Origin of the sequence: Halorubrum hochsteinianum (genome assembly GCF_023702125.1) — an archaeon.
GTDB classification, from domain to species: Archaea; Halobacteriota; Halobacteria; order Halobacteriales; family Haloferacaceae; genus Halorubrum; species Halorubrum hochsteinianum.
On sequence record NZ_CP098415.1, the window covers coordinates 139,749 to 156,301 of the forward strand.

Genomic DNA, 16,553 nt, shown 5'->3' on the forward strand with positions numbered 1-16,553 from the left:
CCGAACGTCGCCGTATGAGTTCACCCGACGGCGGACCCACGGAGCTGCTCGGCCACGCCCTCTTGCCGGTCGCAAACGAGGACGACGCGCTGGCGACCGCACGGGCGCTCGAACCGTACGACCCGGAGCGCGTGACCGCGCTCCACGTGGTCGAGAAAGGTGAGGGCGTCCCGGACAAGACGCCCGTCGAACAGTCCGAGGAGCTGGCGGCCGAGTCGTACGCCGCGGTGCGGACGGTGTTCCCGGACGCCGAGGAACACACGGCGTACGGCCGGCACGTCGCCGAGGAGATATTCGACGCGGTCGACGCCGTCGGCGCGACGGCCATCGTCTACCGGGCCCGCGGCGGGAACCGACTCATGCGGTTCCTCTCCGGGGGCATCTCCGTGAAGCTCGTGACCCACGCGCCCGTCCCCGTCGTGGCGCTTCCCCGCGAGGAGTCGGACGACTGATCGGACGGTCTCCTCCCGCGGTCTCCGCGATCTCGACCGCGACGTAACGGAAATCGCGCGTCTCAGCCCGAGACGGCGGGTCGCGCAATCTTCGTTGCGACCGCAACGTTCATAATCAATCTTTATAGATCGCGGGCGGCTACCGTGACCCATGTACGACGACGACGATCTCGCCGCGATCCGCGAGGCCAAGGAGTCGTGGGAGGCGGAGACGCTCGATCCGACGCTCGACCGCCACGGGGAGCGGAAGGAGCGCTTCGCGACCGTCTCGAACCGCGAGGTCGACCGGATCTACACGCCCGCGGACGTGGCCGACCTCGACTACGACGACGACCTCGGCTTCCCCGGCGAGGAGCCGTACACCCGGGGCGTCTACCCGACGATGTACCGCGGGCGGACGTGGACGATGCGGCAGTTCGCGGGGTTCGGCACCGCCGAGGAGACCAACGAGCGGTTCCGCTACCTGATCGACGAGGGACAGACCGGCCTGTCGACCGCCTTCGACATGCCCTCGCTGATGGGGATCGACTCCGACGACGAGATGGCGCTGGGCGAGGTCGGCAAGGAGGGCGTCGCGGTCGACACCCTTCGCGACATGGAGGTGCTGTTCGACGGCATCGACCTCGCCGAGGTGTCGACTTCCTTCACGATCAACCCGAGCGCCCCGGTGATCTACGCGATGTACGTCGCGCTCGCCGACGAGCGCGGGATTCCCCGCGAGGAGCTCCGGGGCACCCTTCAAAACGACATGCTCAAGGAGTTCATCGCACAGAAGGAGTGGGTGATCCCGCCGGAGCCCTCCCTCGAGTTGGTGACGGACACGATCGAGTTCGCGGTCGCGGAGACCCCCAAGTTCAAGCCCATCTCGGTGTCGGGCTACCACATCCGCGAGGCGGGGTCGACCGCGGTCCAGGAGCTCGCGTTCACCCTCGCCGACGGGTTCGCCTACGTCGAGGACTGCCTCGACCGCGGACTGGACGTCGACGAGTTCGCCCCGCAGCTCTCCTTTTTCTTCAACTCCCACAACTCGCTGTTCGAGGAGGTGGCGAAGTTCCGCGCCGCCCGCCGGATCTACGCCCGGGTCATGGACGAGTGGTACGACGCGGAGGCCGAGGCGTCGAAGCAACTGAAGTTCCACACACAGACCGCCGGCCAGTCGCTGACGGCCCAGCAGCCGCTCAACAACGTCGCGCGCGTCACGATTCAGGCGCTGGCGGGCGTGCTGGGCGGGACCCAGAGCCTCCACACCAACTCCTTCGACGAGGCGCTCGCGCTCCCCTCGGAGCAGGCGGTCCGGGTCGCGCTGCGGACCCAGCAGATCATCGCCGAGGAGTCGGGCGCGGCCGACATCGTCGACCCGCTCGGCGGCTCCTTCGCGGTCGAGAGCCTCACCGACGAGACGGAGGCGGAGGCGATGGCGTACATCGAGGAGATCCGCGAGATGGGCGACGGCTCCGTGCGCGACGGGGTCCTTCACGGCATCGAGCAGGGGTACTTCCACCGCGAGATCCAGGAGTCGGCCTACGAGTACCAGGAGCGCGTCGACGAGGGCGAGGAGACGGTCGTCGGCGTCAACGCCTACGAGATCGACGAGGACACCCGCCCGGACCTCCTGAAGATCGACGAGACCACTCGGGAGCGACAGCTCGACCGGCTGGAGTCGGTGAAGGCCGACCGCGACGACGACGCGGTCGCGGCCGCCCTGGACGACCTCCGCGACGCGGTCGACGCGGGCGAGAACGTGATGCCCGCCGTCGTCGCGGCCGTGAAGGCGTACGCGACGATGGGGGAGATCATGGCGGTGTTCGAGGCGGCGTACGGCACCTACCGCGAGCGGATCGGCGTCGCGTGACGGCCGGGAGGAGGCGTCGCGTGACGGTCGGGCGAGAGAGAGGCGTCGAGCGACGGCCGGGCGAGAGAGGTCGCGTGAGGGTCGGGCGGACGGCGACGGCGGGCGGGGGCTCAGGCCACTTCGACCGGCTGCGCGGACTCGGCACGCCACGCGTTCCCCCGCCGACCGGCCCGTCGGAGTTCGACCCGGACCACCGACCCGGTGTCGAGTTCGCTGAGCACGTCCTCGACCTCCGGGCCGTCGTACTCGACGACGTGAACGGTCCCGTTGCGCGGGTGTTCGCGGAGGGTCGTCGTTCCGTGGTCCTTACACGGTTTCACGACGGTGTACGTGCTTGTACGGTCCATGAATCGACCGAGAATACGTGTCGGCGAAAGTTAACCATTATGTCGATACCTTTCCGGCTGGACTCGGCGCTGACCGCTCGGGGTCGCGCGCCCGGGAACGCGCCCTTTTACTCGGCCCGTCGAGTACCGCGGGCATGGACGAGACGGAGATCCCCGAGGACCACCCGCGCTACGCGTCGCTCGTGACGCGTCACCGGATCGAGGCGGGCGTCGAGCGGGGGATCACCTCGAAGCAGGGGCTGATCGCGCAGGGTCGCGGCGAGGCGTTCGACTACCTCCTCGGCGAGCGCACGCTCCCGAGCGCCGACGGGGCCGCCCGCGCCGCGGCGGCCACGCTGCTCCTCGCGGAACGCCCCGTGATCTCAGTGAACGGCAACGTCGCGGCGCTCGCGCCGGGCGAGACGGTCGAACTCGCCGACGCGGTCGACGCCGACCTCGAGGTGAACCTGTTCAACCACACGGACGAGCGCGTCCGGCGGATCGCCGACCACCTCCGCGACCACGGCGCGGGCGAGGTGAAGGGACTCGCCGGCGACGGCGAAATCCCGGGGCTCGACCACGCGCGCGGCGTCGTCGACGCCGACGGGATCGAGGCGGCCGACGTCGTCGTGGTCCCCTTAGAGGACGGCGACCGCGCGGCCGCGCTCGACGCGATGGGGAAGACGGAGGTCGTGATCGACCTCAACCCCGGGAGCCGCTCGCCGCGGACGGCCGACGTGCCGATCATCGACAACCTGCTCCGCGCGGTGCCGAACGTGACGGCCCACGCGCGGGACCTCGCGGACGCGACGCCGGCCGAACTCGAAGCGATCGTCGACGGGTTCGACGCCGACGCCGCGCTTGACGCGGCCGAGGCGACCATCCGCGACGGGTCGTTCGCGGACGCGGACGACGCGTAGTCCGCCTCGCCGGAAGGCAAAAGCCCGCGCCGCCCGTACCGGTCGATATGGAACTCGACGAGACGGACCGGGCGATCCTGCGGATCCTCCAAGAGGACGCGCGGACCCCGTTCTCGGAGGTCGCGCGCCGGATCGACATGTCCAGCGCCACCGTTCACGACCGGGTCAGCCGCCTCGAAGAGGCGGGCGTCATCCGGGGGTATCACGCCGACATCGACCCGAAGGCGGTCGGGTATGGGGTCGGCGCGTTCGTCGGCCTGCGCGTCGAACAGGGCCGCGAGGAGGACGCGCTCGAACGGCTCCGCGGCATCGACGGGGTCCGCGAGATCCACCTCACCACCGGCGAGTGGGACGTGATCCTCCGGGTCGTCGCCGCCGACACCGACCGGCTGCGAGAGCTGATGTTCGAGCGGATCGCGGAGACGGACGGGTTCTCGCGCTCGCAGACGATGGTAATCCTCGGCACCGACTACGAGCAGCCCGGACCGCCGCTGTAGGGGGGTCGGCGCTCGCCCGCGACCGGAACGCTCAACTCGGGACCTCCCCGAACGGTGACCATGAGCACAGCGGTCGCGGACCGGTTCGACCTCTCGCCGGAGCGGGCCTGGGCCGCCGTCGTCGGCGGGGTGACGGCGCTCCTGGCCGTCGGTTCGGTCGTCTTCACGCGCGTCGTCTACGACCGGTTCCTCTGGCGCTACTTCTGGGGCCCGGTCGTCGCGGACGGCGAGGGGGCGCAGTGCGCGGTCCGCAACCCGGACGGTACCACGGACCTGCTCGGCGGCGAGGCGGCGTGTCAGTCGGCGAGAGCCGCCGGCGAGGTGGTCGCCTCGCCGGGGTACACCACCCTCTCGACGGTGAGCTACGTGGTGATCCTGCTTGCGATGCTGATCGGCGTCGTCTTCCTCCTCCGCCGGCTCGACATCGCGACCGAACTGCGGTTCTTCTACGCGCTGTTCCCGTTCATGCTGTTCGGCGGGGCGATGCGGACGGTCGAGGACGCGGGCGTCGCGGCGACCGCCGCCGGCGTCGACCCTCTCGTCCCGTTCCCGGCGAGCGCGGTGCTGATCAGCCCGTTCATCTACTTCACGGTGTTCCTCTTCACGCTCGCCTGCGTGATCGCGGCGTACGCGCTCGAACGGCGCGGCGTCGTCGACGACTACGCGCGGCCGCTGTTCGCGTCGGGCGCGGCCGGGCTCGCGCTCGCGGTGGGCTACCTCGCCGTGCTCGCCGCGACGACCGGCTACGTCACCTTCTACCCGCAGGTGCTCGTGCCGACGCTCGTCATCGCGACGGCCGCGACCGCGGGCACGTGGGCGCTGGCGACCCGACGGATCCCGACGATCCGGCAGGGGACGGGGGCCGCCGGGATCGTGATCATCTGGGGCCACGCGGTCGACGGCGTCGCGAACGTGATCGGGCTCGACTGGATGCCCGCGCTGACCGGGACCGCGAACCTCGTCCCGAAACACGTCGTCAACGCCCTCATCGTCGACTGGACCGGTCGGCTCCTCCCGGCGTCCGTCTCCGCCGTCACCGGCGACGCGTGGCCGTTCCTCCTCGTGAAGCTCGCGGCCGCGACGTTCGTCGTCTGGGTGTTCAACGGCGAGATGTACGACGAGTCGCCGCGGTACTCCCTGCTGCTGTTGATCACCGTCCTCGCCGTCGGTCTCGGTCCGGGGACCCGCGACATGCTCCGCGCGACGTTCGGCGTCTGAGCGGGTCGGGGCCGGGCCCGCGGCGCTCGACTGAGGGACGTTCGACCGGGTGCCTCCCTCCAGGGCGCTCGTACGGAACCGACAAGTGGGCCGAGCGCCGAGCGCGGACGTGACAGACACACCGCGACGGCGCGTGCTGGCGGCAGCGGCGACGGGATCGACGCTCGGTCTCGCCGGTTGCGGCGACCTCGGCGGGTCGGACGGCGACGCGGCGGGACAGACCGACAACGGGACCGACGGGAGCGACGCGGGCGGCGACGGAAGCGGGTCCGGCGAGGACGCCAGCGCGACGGTCGCGCTCGACGTCCAGTCGGAGATCCAAGCCGCACGAGAGGAGGTCCGGACGCGCGTTCAGGAGGGGAACCTCTCGCAGGAGGACGCGCAGGCGGAACTGGCCGACGCGCAGCGCGAGATCGTCGCGGCCGCCGTCGACGACCTGGAGTCGTACGCGGCCGGCGTCGACGGCCTCGGGATCGACGAGGCGAACGAGCGGGCCGGTGCCGTGCTTGTCAGCGGGCCGGCCGCGGCGATCCTCGACGCGCTGGGGGCCAAGCCGGTGAGCGCGCTGCTGTCCGCGGACGACTTCCCCGCGCCGCAGGAGGGCGGACAGGCGAACGGCTCCTGAACGCGACCGCAACGACACCTTATAAGCCGTCGGGGGCGGAACGGTCTCGGTAATGCTGGATGGGGTCAACGTCGCGCTGGGCGTCTCCGGGAGCATCGCGGCGGTGAAGGTCGTCGAACTCGCCCACGAACTGCGCCGGCAGGGCGCTCGCGTCCGCGCCGTCATGTCCCCGGCGGCGACGAACATCGTCCACCCGTGGGCGGTCGACTTCGCGACGGACGAGCCGGTCGTCACCGAGATCACGGGCGACGTCGAACACGTCGAACTGTGCGGCCGCGACGGGTGGGCCGACGTGCTCCTCCTCGCGCCGGCGACCGCGAACACCGCCGGAAAGGTCGCCGCCGCCGTCGACGACACCCCCGTCACCACCTGCGCGACGACCGCGCTCGGCGCAGACGTGCCGGTCGTGATGGCCCCCGCGATGCACGAGCCGATGTACGACCACCCGGGCGTCCTCGACGCGCTCGACCGCCTCGAATCGTGGGGCGTCCGCTTCGCGGACCCGCGGATCGAGGAGGGGAAAGCGAAGGTCGCGGCCGAGGAGGACATCGTCGTCGAGGTCGCGCGGGCGACGACGCCGCAGCGCCTCGCCGGGACGCACGTCGTCGTCACCGCCGGCGCGACGAAAGAGCGGATCGACCCGATCCGAATCCTGACGAACCGGGCGTCGGGAAAGACCGGCCGGGCGGTCGCCAGAGCGCTCTACGCCCGCGGCGCGCGGGTGACGCTCGTTCAGGACGGCCCCGAGGTCCCGTACGCCGACGTGGTCTCGGTCGAGACCGCCGACGGGATGATGGCGGCGTGTCGCCGGTCGGCTGCGACCGCGGACGCGCTGATATCCGCGGCCGCCATCTCCGATTTCACCGCCGACGCGGTCGACCAGAAGATCCGGTCCGGCTCGCCGCTGTCGGTCGAACTGGAGCCGACGCCGAAGCTGATCGACTCGGTCCGGGAGGCGTACCCCGACCTCCCGATCGTCGGGTTCAAGGCCGAGACCTCCGGCGACGACGCGGCGATGGTCGCCGAGGCCGAGCGGATCCGCGACCGCGTCGGACTGTCGTTCGTCGTCGCCAACGACGCGAGCGTGATGGGCGGCGACGAGACGCGCGTCCTGTTGGTCGGCGAGTCGGGGACCGATCCGGAGGAGGTCGCCGGCTCGAAGGACGCCGTCGCGGGCCGGATCGCGGACCGGCTCGCGGCGACGCTCGACGCGCCGGCGTCCGTCTGACGGGGGCGCTCCCGGGAGTCGCATCGCCCGCCCCCGGCAGGCTCCCCGCGGATACAAACTGTTTTGAGGCGGTGGAGTAACCACACGGATAGAGATATCCATGTGTAACGAGACGGTCACGCACGGCTCCGTGGGAGGTGTGGTGGGTGGCTGACGCCGACTCCCCGTCCGACGCCGGCGATCCCGGCGACGGCTCGACCGACTCGCTCGGTTCGACCGCGGCGGCGGACGCCGACGCCGCGGGCGGACCGGCGGCGGCCGGTTCGGTCATCGTTCCGGTCGAGCCGACCTCCACGCTTCGCTCGACGATCGCGCACGTCGCGGAGGCCGCGGCGACCGGCGGCGCGCCGGCGATCCACCTCGTCGAGATCGCCTCGTGGCGGAACGGCGACCCCGAGAGCGACGAGCGCGCCGCCGCGGCCGAGCGCGTGCTCGAACGCGCCGCGGCGTGGACGGCGGCGGACCTCGACGACTCTGAGGCCCCCGGTGCCGCGGACGTCGAGGTCGTCACGGCGGTGATCGGCGCGGACGACTACCTGTTCGGTGCCGACGACTACGTCCGCGTCCTCGCGGAGTACGCCGAGGCCAACCGGGCCGACCGCGTCGTGCTCGACCCCGAGTACACGCCGGTCGGGAACACGACGCTGCTCCAGCCGCTGGAGTTCGCGCTCTCGAACACGTCGCTGTCGGTCGAGACCGCGCCGGTCGACCGCCCGACCCGTCGCGAGCGCTTCCGGACCGAGGCGACCACCGGCCGGTTCCTGGCGCTGTTCGGGCTCTCGCTCGCCTTCTACCTCCTGTTGGGCGACCCGACCTACTGGTTCGACGCGGTGACGGGGGTCGCGACGGCCGCGATCGTGTCGGTCACCCTCTCGCGGGTGAGCCTCGACTCGAACCCGGCGATCCCGCGGACGCCGATGCGCATCCTCCGCGGGCTGGTGTACGTCCCCGTGCTGCTCTTCGAGATCCTGAAGGCGAACCTCGTCGTCGCGCGGGTCATCCTCGACCCGCGGCTCCCGATCGAGCCGACGATGAACCGGATGCGCGTGATCGTCGGGAGCGGCCTCCCGCTGATGACGCTCGCGAACTCGATCACGCTGACCCCCGGGACGCTGACGGTCCGCGCCCGCGACAGCGACCTCTACGTCCACTCGCTCCTCCCGTGGGCCCGCGAGGGCCTGTTCGACGGCTCGCTGGAGCGGTGGACGCGGTTCGTCTACTACGGCCGCCGCTCGGCGCGCCTGCCGACGCCCCGCGAGCGCGACGACGTCGCCATCCTCCAAGGGGACGACGCGACCGAGGAGCTTCCGATCGCCGCCGCCGACGGCGGTGACGTGACGGCCGAAGGGGAGGATCCGACGGCCGACGCGGAGGAGGTGACGGACCGATGAGCCTCGCGGACGCCACGCTCGCGGCCGGCTACACCCTCGGCGACTTCCTCCTCGTCGCGGCCGCCGGCTTCGCCGTCCTCGCGGTGGGGATGCTCTACCGCGCGGTCGTCGGCCCGACGATGCAAGACCGCGTGCTGGCGGTGAACGTCCTCGGGACGAACACCGTCGTCATCCTCGCGATACTGGGCGCGGCGCTCGACGAGCCGACGTTCCTCGACATCGCCTTAGTGTACGCGCTGTTGAACTTCCTGATGGCCATCGCCATCTCGAAGTTCACCGTCGAGCGGGGTGGTGTGCTGTGAGCGCCGCCGCGCTGGAGACGGCCCGGGTCTGGCTCGTCGTCGCGGTCACGCTGCTCGGGCTGTTCTTCACGCTCGTCTCGATGACGGGCGTCCTCCGGCTGCCGGACGTCTACTCGCGGGCGCACACCGCCTCGCAGGCCGACACGCTGGGGGCCGGCTTCGGCCTCGCGGCCGTCGCGCTCACCGTCGGGCTGGCGGGGGCCGGGTTCAAGTCCGTCCTCCTGCTGTTCTTCATCTTCCTGACGAACCCGACCGCGGCCCACGCGATCGCTCGGGCCGCCTTCGAGGAGGGAATCGTGCCGTGGACGGAGGGGGACGACCGCCGATGACGGGGACGCTCGCGGCCGGCGCGACGGCGCTCGCGTCGGTCGGTTCGTCCGCCGCGGGGCTCCCGGCTCCGCCCGTCGCGCAGGTGACCGCCATCGAGGCGAGCCTGTTCGTCTTCGTGGTGCTGACCGCGCTGTTCACCGCTTTGGCGCGCGACGTGCTCGCCGCGGTGATCATCTTCGGGGCGTACAGCCTCGGGATGGCCGCGCTGTACACGTTCTACCGCGCGCCGGACGTGGCGATGACCGAGGCCGCCATCTCCGCCGGGGTGACCACGGTGCTGCTGCTGCTCACGCTCGCGAAGACGACCCGACGCCAGCACGAGGCCGCCTTCGAGTCGGTGAACCTCCCCGCGGCGGGAGCGGTCGGGCTCCTGTTCGGCGGACTGCTGCTCACGATGGGCGACATCCCGGCGGTCGGCTCCCGGGACGCGCCGATCTGGTCGAACCCGGACGTGAGCCAGTGGTACATCGCGGAGACGTACGCCGAGACCCACGTCGAGAACGCGGTGATGGCCGTGCTGGCGGCGTTCCGCGGGTTCGACACCTTCGGCGAGGCGGTCGTCGTCTTCGCGGCGGGGATCGCCGCCCTCATCGTCCTCCGTCGGGAGGTGTTCGCATGAGCGGTTCCGACGCCGACGACGGGTTCGACCGCGACCGGCCGCCGCGAACCGGCGGTCGCCTCGACTCGGACCGCCGGCAGGGCACGCCGTACACGGAGAGCCAGGTCATCATGCCGACGGTGAAGATCGTCGCGCCGTTCGCGTTCACCTACGGGCTGTTCGTCACCTTCCACGGCGGTAGCTCGCCGGGCGGCGGGTTCCAGGGCGGCGCGATCGTCGCCGCGGTCGTGTTCATGATCGCGTTCGCGTTCGGCATCGAGGCCACCCGCCAGTGGCTCGCGAACACGGTGGTCGTCGGACTGGCGGTCGGCGGCGCGCTCGTGTTCGCCGGGATCGGACTGGTCCCGGTGGCGCTCGGCGGCGCGTTCCTCCAGTACGAACGGCTCCCGATCCCCGACCCGGTCAAGTACGGGATGGAGGGCGTCGAGATCCTCGGGATCGGGACCATCGTCGCCGGCGTCCTCATGGGGCTGTTCTTCGTCCTCGCGAACGGCTTCAGCGACGCCGGGGGATTCGCCGACGCCGACGCGTTCGCCGACGAGACCGGCGGCCCCGGCACCGACGACCCGGGCGACGGCCCGACCGCCGGCCCGACCGACGGGGCCGGATCGGCTGACGAGGCCGGCTCTGCCGACGCCGGCGCGCAGGGACCGGCCGCGACCGACGGGGGTGAGCGGTGATGATCGCGCTCGCCGCGGCCGGCGGTGCCGTCGAGATACTCGCGACGAGACACGCGTACGTCGCGTTCGCGCTGCTGCTCTGTATCGGACTCTACATGATGATTGCCAACCCCAACCTCGTGAAGAAGATCATCGGACTCAACCTGTTCCAGACGGCGATCTTCCTGCTGTTCATCGCCTCGGCGTACGTTGACGGCGGGGCGATCCCGATCGTTCCGACCGGCGGCCCCGACGGCGGCCTGTACGTCAGCCCGCTCCCGCACGTCCTCGTGCTCACCGCCATCGTCGTGGGCGTGAGCCTCACGGCGGTCGCGCTCGCGCTGTGTATCCGGATATACGACGAGTACGGCACGCTACGGACCGACACCCTCCGGGAGCTGCTCCGCGACGAGGGATCGATCCCCTCGGCGGGGTCGGGCGACGCCGGCTCCGAGACGCCGAGCGCGTCGGCGGCGGCGCTCGGCCCCGGCGAGACGGGCGACGCGACCGGGGGTGACGGCGATGACTGACGTGCTCCTGCCGCTCGCGGTCGTCGCCCCCATCGTCGCGGCGACGCTGCCGCTGGCGCTCGGACTGCGGTACGACCGGATCGGGTGGCCGGTCGCGGCGGTCGGAGCGACGGTCACGGCCGGTATCGCAGCCGCGATCGCCGCGGAGACGGTGATAAACGGCCCGTTCAGCCACGCGCTGGGGGGCTTCCTCCCCCCGATCGGGATCGAACTCGTCGCAGACCGGCTGTCGGTGGCGGTGCTGCTGCTCGTGGCCGCGGTGTCGGTCGCGACGCTCGCGTTCGCGCGAGTCGCCGGCCCGCACGAGAACCCGTTCTACAGCGCGTACCTCCTGCTGGTCGGCGGGCTGGTCGGCATGGTCCTCACCGGCGACCTGTTCAACCTGTTCGTCTTCCTGGAGATCACCGGGCTGACGACGTACGCGCTCATCGCCTCGGACCGCTCCGGCGCGAGCGCGTACGCCTCACTGAAGTACCTCGTCGTCGGGACCGTCGGCGCGTCGCTGTACCTGCTCGGCGTCGGCTACGTCTTCCTCGCGACGGGGACGCTGAACATGCTCGACGTTCAGGCGCAGATCGTCGCGCAGGCCGGCTACGGCGACCCGCTGGTCCGCGCGGGCTACGCGTTCATCGCGACCGGACTCGCGCTGAAGATCGCTCTGTTCCCCGTCCACTCCTGGCAGCCGGACGCCTACCAGCGCGCGCCCGACTCGGTCACGACGGTCGTCGCGGCGCTGGTCTCGACGGCGAGCGCATACGCGCTGATCCGCGTGACCTACACCGTGTTCACGGTCGACTTCTTCGCGGCCAACGAGGGGATCGCGACGGCGCTGCTCGTCGTCTCGACCGTCTCGATCGTCGCCGGCTCCGCGCTCGCCGCGATGCAGTCGAACCTCAAACGGATGTTCGCGTACTCCTCGGTCGCGCAGTTCGGCATGATCGGCGCGGCGGTCGCGCTCGCGAACGAGACGGCGCTGCTCGGCGGGATCGTCCACCTGATCGGCCACGGGCTGGTGAAGTTCGGCCTCTTTTTGGGGATCGGGCTGCTCGCGCTCGGCTACGGGACCCGGCGGATCGAGAACCTCGCGAGCGCTGCGCGCGCGGCCCCGTACACGTCGGGCGCGCTCGCGGTCCTCGGGCTCGTCCTCGTCGGGATCCCGCCCTCGATCGGCTTCCTCGGCAAGTGGTACATCGGCGTCGGGGCGGTCGACGCCGGCCTCGCCGGCGGCGGCGCGGTCGGGATCGCGGTCGCGGCGGCGATATTCGTCAGCACGCTGTTCACGCTGTCGTACGTCGCGCGGATGATAGAGCGGTTCTACTTCGCCGGTGCCGGGCTCCCCGGCGACCACGGCGACGCGGACGACGCCGACGGCCACGGGGACGCGGCCGCGACCGACGGCGGGGAGTCGCCCGCCCGGACCGCGAGCGGCCTCCCCGCGCCCGTCGCCGGCGCGCCGCGCTCGTCGCTCGTCCCCGACCGGGTGCCGACGGCGTCGCTGGTCGCGCTCGTCCTCGCGGCGTTCGCGGCGGTCGCGCTCGGCTTCGGCGGCTTCGCGCTCGCTGAGTGGTTCGACCCCTTCCTCACGGAGGCCTTCGCATGACTGACGTCGTACTACAGGACCCACGACCCCTACTGGCGGTTCTCGTCTCGTTCGTCGCGGCGATCCTCATCGTCGCGTCGTACCGCTCTCCGAACGTCCGCGAGGGGTGGACGCTCGTCGCGTCGCTCGCGAAGTTCGGGATCGTCGCGTCGATGCTCCCGGCGGTCCTCGACGGGGCCGTCTTCGAGTACTCGCACGGGGCGTTCCTGCCCGGGATCGGGACGCCGATCGAGTTCGTCCTGCGGGCGGACGCGCTCGGGATGCTGTTCGCGTTCCTCGCGAGCGGGCTGTGGATCGTCACCTCCTTCTACAGCATCGGCTACATGCGCGGGCTGGACGAGCCGAACCAGACCCGCTACTTCGCCGCGTTCGCGGTGTCGCTGTCGACGACGATGGGGATCGCGTTCGCGGGCAACCTCGTGACGATCTTCGTCTTCTACGAGCTGCTGTCGATCGCGACGTACCCGCTCGTCGCGCACGACGAGACGGCGGAGGCGCGCTCCGCGGGCCGCAAGTACCTCGCGTACACGATGTTCGGCGGCGGCGTCCTCGTCTTGGCGGGGACCGCCCTCGTCTACCTGCTCGCGGGATCGGTCGCGTTCACGCCCGGCGGCATCGCCGAACTCGCGAACGCCGACCCCGGGCTGGCGATGCTCGCGTTCCTCCTGCTCGCCGTCGGCTTCGGCGTCAAGGCGGGGATCATGCCGCTCCACCAGTGGCTCCCGGAGGCGATGGTCGCGCCGACGCCGGTCTCCGGCCTGCTCCACGCGGTCGCGGTCGTCAAGTCCGGCGCGTTCGGCGTCTCGCGGGTCGTCCTCGACGTGTTCGGCCCGGAGCTCGTCTTCGACCTCTCGCTGCCGTTCGGCTTCACCGCCGGGCTCGTGCTCTCGACGATCGGGGCGGTCACGCTCACCGCGGCCTCCCTCATCGCCCTGCGGAAGGACCACCTGAAGCGACGGCTGGCCTACTCGACGATCAGCCAGCTGAGCTACATCATCCTCGGGCTCGGCCTGTTCGGCTGGTACGGGCTGGTCGGGGCGCTCTTACACATCCCGGCGCACGCGTTCATGAAGCTCACCCTGTTCTTCTGTGCGGGCAACATCCACGCCGAGACCCACACCGACTACATCTCGCAGATGGCGGGGATCGGCAAGCGGATGCCGCTCACAATGGGGGCGTTCACCGTCGCCTCGCTGGGGATGGCGGGGATCCCGCTGCTCGCCGGCTTCGTCAGCAAGTACTACATGCTGATCGGCGGGGTTCGGATGGGCGCACAGCTCACCCCGGTCGCGTACTACCTCGTCGGCGCGCTGCTACTCTCCGGCGTGCTCAACATCGCGTACTTCTGGCCGGTGATCTACACCGCGTTCTTCGAGGCCGAGGACGCCCACGACGCGAAGCCGCTCGTCGACTTCCCGCTCGGCGGCGAGTCGCGGTCGATCGTCGCGGCGACGGACGGTCGCGGCGCACCCGACGACGTCGCGACGGACGGTCGCGGCGCACCCGACGACGCCGCGACCGACGGCGGCCGGGCGGGTGACGAGGACGACGAGAGCGCCGGCGACGCCGACGACCTCGACGACGTCATCGACGACGCGGACGCGGGCGACGGGGGCGACTCCTCGCCCGACGCCGCGGACGGAGTCGACGAGTCCGAGGTCCCGGACGCCGACCTCGACGACCTGCCGACCGACGAGGACGGTGTCGTCCGGCCGGACTTCGACACGAGCGAGCGCGACTTCTCGGAGCCGGCCGAACGGGTCGACACGGGCGACTACGCCGTCGACCAGAAGCCCTCCGACGCCGACGTGCCGTTCGGTCCCGGGCGCGCCGACGCGCCCGACGAGCCCTCGGACGACATCGCCGGAGCCGACCGCGCGGCCGACGAGACTGCCGCCGACGAGACCGCCGCCGACCGCGGCGACGCTGACGCTCACGTCGACGACGCGCACGGCGACGATGCCCACGACGACCATCACCACGGCGGGCCGCCGGCGGGCGGGTGGGAGCACATCGCCAGTCTCGACGCCCTCCGCGGGCGCGAGTCGACGTGGTTCACGCTCGGCCCGATCCTCACCGTGATGAGCCTCGCGGTGCTGCTCGGCGTGGTCCCCCACGACATGGGCTTCCTGGAGCTGATCGAGCTCATCGTCGACACGCGGCTCCCCGAGGAGGTGATGCGGCCATGAGCGCGTCGGCCGGCCTCCTCGCCTCGATTCCGCCCTACGTCCTGATCGCGTTCGCGGCGCTCGCGGTGCTGGCGCTGCCGCTGCGGTCGGGGCACGCGGTCGCCGCGCTGGCGACGGCGTTCACCTTCGCGCAGGCGGTGCTGCTCGGCGACGGCGGGACGGGCGCGCACCTCGCGACGCAGTTCCTCGGGTTCGACGTGGTGTTCTTCAACGTCGACCAGTTCTCCCTGCTGATGGGCGTCGTCGTCGGGTTCCTCGCGACGGCCGCGGTGCTGTACGCCTACGGCAGCGAGGCCCCGACGTGGATGACCGCGTTCGCATTGCTGTACGTCGCCACGACGCTGGGGACCATCTACGCCGGCGACTGGCTCACCCTGGTCTTCTTCTGGGAGCTGACGGCCGTCACCTCGACGCTGCTCGTCTGGCAGCACGGCGGGGCGGCGGTGCGGGCCGGCTACCGGTACGCGCTGTTCCACGGCACCGGCGGGACGGTCCTGCTCGCGGCGGTCGTCGTCCATGGCGCGTCGATGCTCGGTAGTGTGCCCGCGGGCGAGATATTCCTGTTCTCGTCGACGACCGGGATCCACGCGTCCGCGACGGTCCTCGCGGCGGTCGGCATCGGGGTCAACTGCGGATTCATCTTCCTCCACAGCTGGCTGCCGGACACCTACCCGCGCCCGCACGTCGCGGCGTCGGTGTTCCTCTCCGTGTTCACGACGAAGACCGCCGCCTACGTGATGTACCGCGCGTTCCCGGAGGGGGGCATGTGGCTCGCGTACCTCGGCGGGTTCATGGCCGTCTACGGCGCGTTCTTCGCGCTGCTCCAGTACGACCCGCGGCGGCTGCTGTCGTACCACATTCAGGCCCAGCTCGGCTACATGCTCGCCGGGTTCGGGCTGGCGACGTACGTGGGCGAGTTCGCCGTGGTCGGCGGGTTCGCGCACCTGTTCAACAACGTCCTCTACAAGAGCCTGCTGTTCATGGCCGTCGGGGTCGTGATCTACCGGACCGGCGTCGAGGACATCCGCGACATGGGCGGGCTCTGGCGGGTGATGCCCGTCACGTTCCTCGTGTACCTCGTCGGCGCGGCCTCCATTACCGCGGTGCCCGGGTTCAACGGGTTCATCTCGAAGGGGATGGTGATCGACTCCGCCCACGAGGTCCACAACTTCGAACTGCTGTTCGGCGAGGGGCTGCTCTGGTGGCTGCTCATCCTCGGCGGCGTGGGCACGTTCATGTCGTTCATCAAGCTCGGCTACTACGTGTTCTTCCACGGGTCCGCGACGCTGTCACCGGACGACGCCACCCCGTTCCAGACCGGCGGGATGGTGCTGGCGGCGGGGGCGTGCGTCTTCTTCGGCGTGTTCTACACCCAGCTCATCGAGCTGATGCCGTTCACCGACCTGATCCTCAGCAAGGAAGTCTACTTCAAGCCGTACAGCCAGAGCCACCTGACCGAGAGCGCCGCGCTGCTCGTCGCCGGCTTCGTCGGCTTCTTCTCGCTGAAGCGGCCGCTCGGCTGGCTCGCCCACCGGATGCCCGACGTCGACGCCGTCCTCTTCCCGGCGGCGTTCTACCTCGGCCGCGGCTCGGTGTGGGGCGTCACGGAGCTGTGGGCCGCCGTCGACCGTGCGACGATGGCGGTCGCCGGCGCGGCCATGCGGACCGCCTCCGACCCGCGTGAGGTGCTCTCCCGAGCCGGCGTCGACGTCGAGATTCGGGCCGGGATCGGCCGGAGCGTCCTGTTCCTCACGCTGGCGGCCGGGATCGCGCTGTTCGCGTTCCTGCTGGCCTGACGCGGGGCGGCGGGTCCAG

At 71.2% G+C, this 16,553-nt stretch carries 17 protein-coding genes; 16 read left to right on the plus strand and 1 reads right to left on the minus strand.

Translation table 11 applies throughout. The features are described 5' to 3' along the window. Window positions 1-14: 14 nt before the first annotated feature. Window positions 15-452 (plus strand): universal stress protein, encoded by a 438-nt coding sequence (locus tag NAF06_RS00740; protein ID WP_008586007.1) that lies wholly within the window; start codon window positions 15-17, stop codon window positions 450-452. Between the two features lie 151 nt (window positions 453-603). Then, window positions 604-2,304 carry an acyl-CoA mutase large subunit family protein gene (locus tag NAF06_RS00745; RefSeq protein ID WP_008586005.1) on the plus strand — a complete coding sequence of 567 codons (1,701 nt, stop codon included), beginning with the start codon at window positions 604-606 and terminating at the stop codon, window positions 2,302-2,304. A gap of 110 nt (window positions 2,305-2,414) precedes the next feature. Here NAF06_RS00745 and NAF06_RS00750 read toward each other — a convergent pair whose 3' ends face one another. Next, window positions 2,415-2,651: a DUF7999 family protein gene (locus NAF06_RS00750; protein WP_008586003.1), complete on the minus strand. Its 237-nt coding sequence runs from the start codon at window positions 2,649-2,651 to the stop codon at window positions 2,415-2,417. Between the two features lie 134 nt (window positions 2,652-2,785). Between NAF06_RS00750 and NAF06_RS00755 the strand changes: the two genes are divergently transcribed. From NAF06_RS00755 to NAF06_RS00820, 14 genes are all read left to right on the plus strand, one after another. Beyond that, on the plus strand, window positions 2,786-3,550 hold the full coding sequence (locus tag NAF06_RS00755; RefSeq protein ID WP_008585993.1) for a phosphopantothenate/pantothenate synthetase: 765 nt from the start codon (window positions 2,786-2,788) through the stop codon (window positions 3,548-3,550). 47 nt (window positions 3,551-3,597) lie between these two features. After that, entirely contained in the window at window positions 3,598-4,047 is a 450-nt protein-coding gene (locus tag NAF06_RS00760; RefSeq protein WP_008585991.1) for an Lrp/AsnC family transcriptional regulator, read from the plus strand. 60 nt (window positions 4,048-4,107) lie between these two features. Further along, complete coding sequence (locus NAF06_RS00765; protein WP_008585990.1) at window positions 4,108-5,265, plus strand: DUF63 family protein; 1,158 nt, start codon at window positions 4,108-4,110, stop codon at window positions 5,263-5,265. Between the two features lie 109 nt (window positions 5,266-5,374). After that, complete coding sequence (locus tag NAF06_RS00770) at window positions 5,375-5,890, plus strand: hypothetical protein (RefSeq protein ID WP_239638718.1); 516 nt, start codon at window positions 5,375-5,377, stop codon at window positions 5,888-5,890. A gap of 52 nt (window positions 5,891-5,942) precedes the next feature. Continuing rightward, entirely contained in the window at window positions 5,943-7,118 is a 1,176-nt protein-coding gene (gene coaBC / locus NAF06_RS00775) for a bifunctional phosphopantothenoylcysteine decarboxylase/phosphopantothenate--cysteine ligase CoaBC (protein ID WP_008585985.1), read from the plus strand. Window positions 7,119-7,264: 146 nt separating this feature from the next. Next, entirely contained in the window at window positions 7,265-8,509 is a 1,245-nt protein-coding gene (locus tag NAF06_RS00780; RefSeq protein WP_008585983.1) for a monovalent cation/H+ antiporter subunit E, read from the plus strand. After that, on the plus strand, window positions 8,506-8,811 hold the full coding sequence (locus NAF06_RS00785; RefSeq protein ID WP_008585981.1) for a cation:proton antiporter: 306 nt from the start codon (window positions 8,506-8,508) through the stop codon (window positions 8,809-8,811). Before NAF06_RS00780 ends, NAF06_RS00785 begins: the two co-directional genes overlap by 4 nt. Continuing rightward, a complete protein-coding gene (gene mnhG / locus NAF06_RS00790; protein ID WP_008585979.1) occupies window positions 8,808-9,140 on the plus strand; it encodes a monovalent cation/H(+) antiporter subunit G in 333 nt (110 codons plus the stop codon). The genes NAF06_RS00785 and mnhG overlap by 4 nt, the downstream gene beginning before the upstream one ends. Continuing rightward, complete coding sequence (locus tag NAF06_RS00795; protein ID WP_008585977.1) at window positions 9,137-9,760, plus strand: DUF4040 domain-containing protein; 624 nt, start codon at window positions 9,137-9,139, stop codon at window positions 9,758-9,760. Before mnhG ends, NAF06_RS00795 begins: the two co-directional genes overlap by 4 nt. Beyond that, window positions 9,757-10,440 carry an MnhB domain-containing protein gene (locus NAF06_RS00800; RefSeq protein WP_008585974.1) on the plus strand — a complete coding sequence of 228 codons (684 nt, stop codon included), beginning with the start codon at window positions 9,757-9,759 and terminating at the stop codon, window positions 10,438-10,440. Before NAF06_RS00795 ends, NAF06_RS00800 begins: the two co-directional genes overlap by 4 nt. After that, window positions 10,440-10,949 carry a cation:proton antiporter subunit C gene (locus NAF06_RS00805; RefSeq protein ID WP_008585972.1) on the plus strand — a complete coding sequence of 170 codons (510 nt, stop codon included), beginning with the start codon at window positions 10,440-10,442 and terminating at the stop codon, window positions 10,947-10,949. The genes NAF06_RS00800 and NAF06_RS00805 overlap by 1 nt, the downstream gene beginning before the upstream one ends. Continuing rightward, on the plus strand, window positions 10,942-12,549 hold the full coding sequence (locus tag NAF06_RS00810; protein ID WP_049908845.1) for a proton-conducting transporter transmembrane domain-containing protein: 1,608 nt from the start codon (window positions 10,942-10,944) through the stop codon (window positions 12,547-12,549). The genes NAF06_RS00805 and NAF06_RS00810 overlap by 8 nt, the downstream gene beginning before the upstream one ends. After that, window positions 12,546-14,738 carry a cation:proton antiporter gene (locus NAF06_RS00815; protein ID WP_008585969.1) on the plus strand — a complete coding sequence of 731 codons (2,193 nt, stop codon included), beginning with the start codon at window positions 12,546-12,548 and terminating at the stop codon, window positions 14,736-14,738. Before NAF06_RS00810 ends, NAF06_RS00815 begins: the two co-directional genes overlap by 4 nt. Beyond that, a complete protein-coding gene (locus NAF06_RS00820; RefSeq protein WP_008585968.1) occupies window positions 14,735-16,534 on the plus strand; it encodes a Na(+)/H(+) antiporter subunit D in 1,800 nt (599 codons plus the stop codon). The genes NAF06_RS00815 and NAF06_RS00820 overlap by 4 nt, the downstream gene beginning before the upstream one ends. Window positions 16,535-16,553 lie beyond the last annotated feature (19 nt).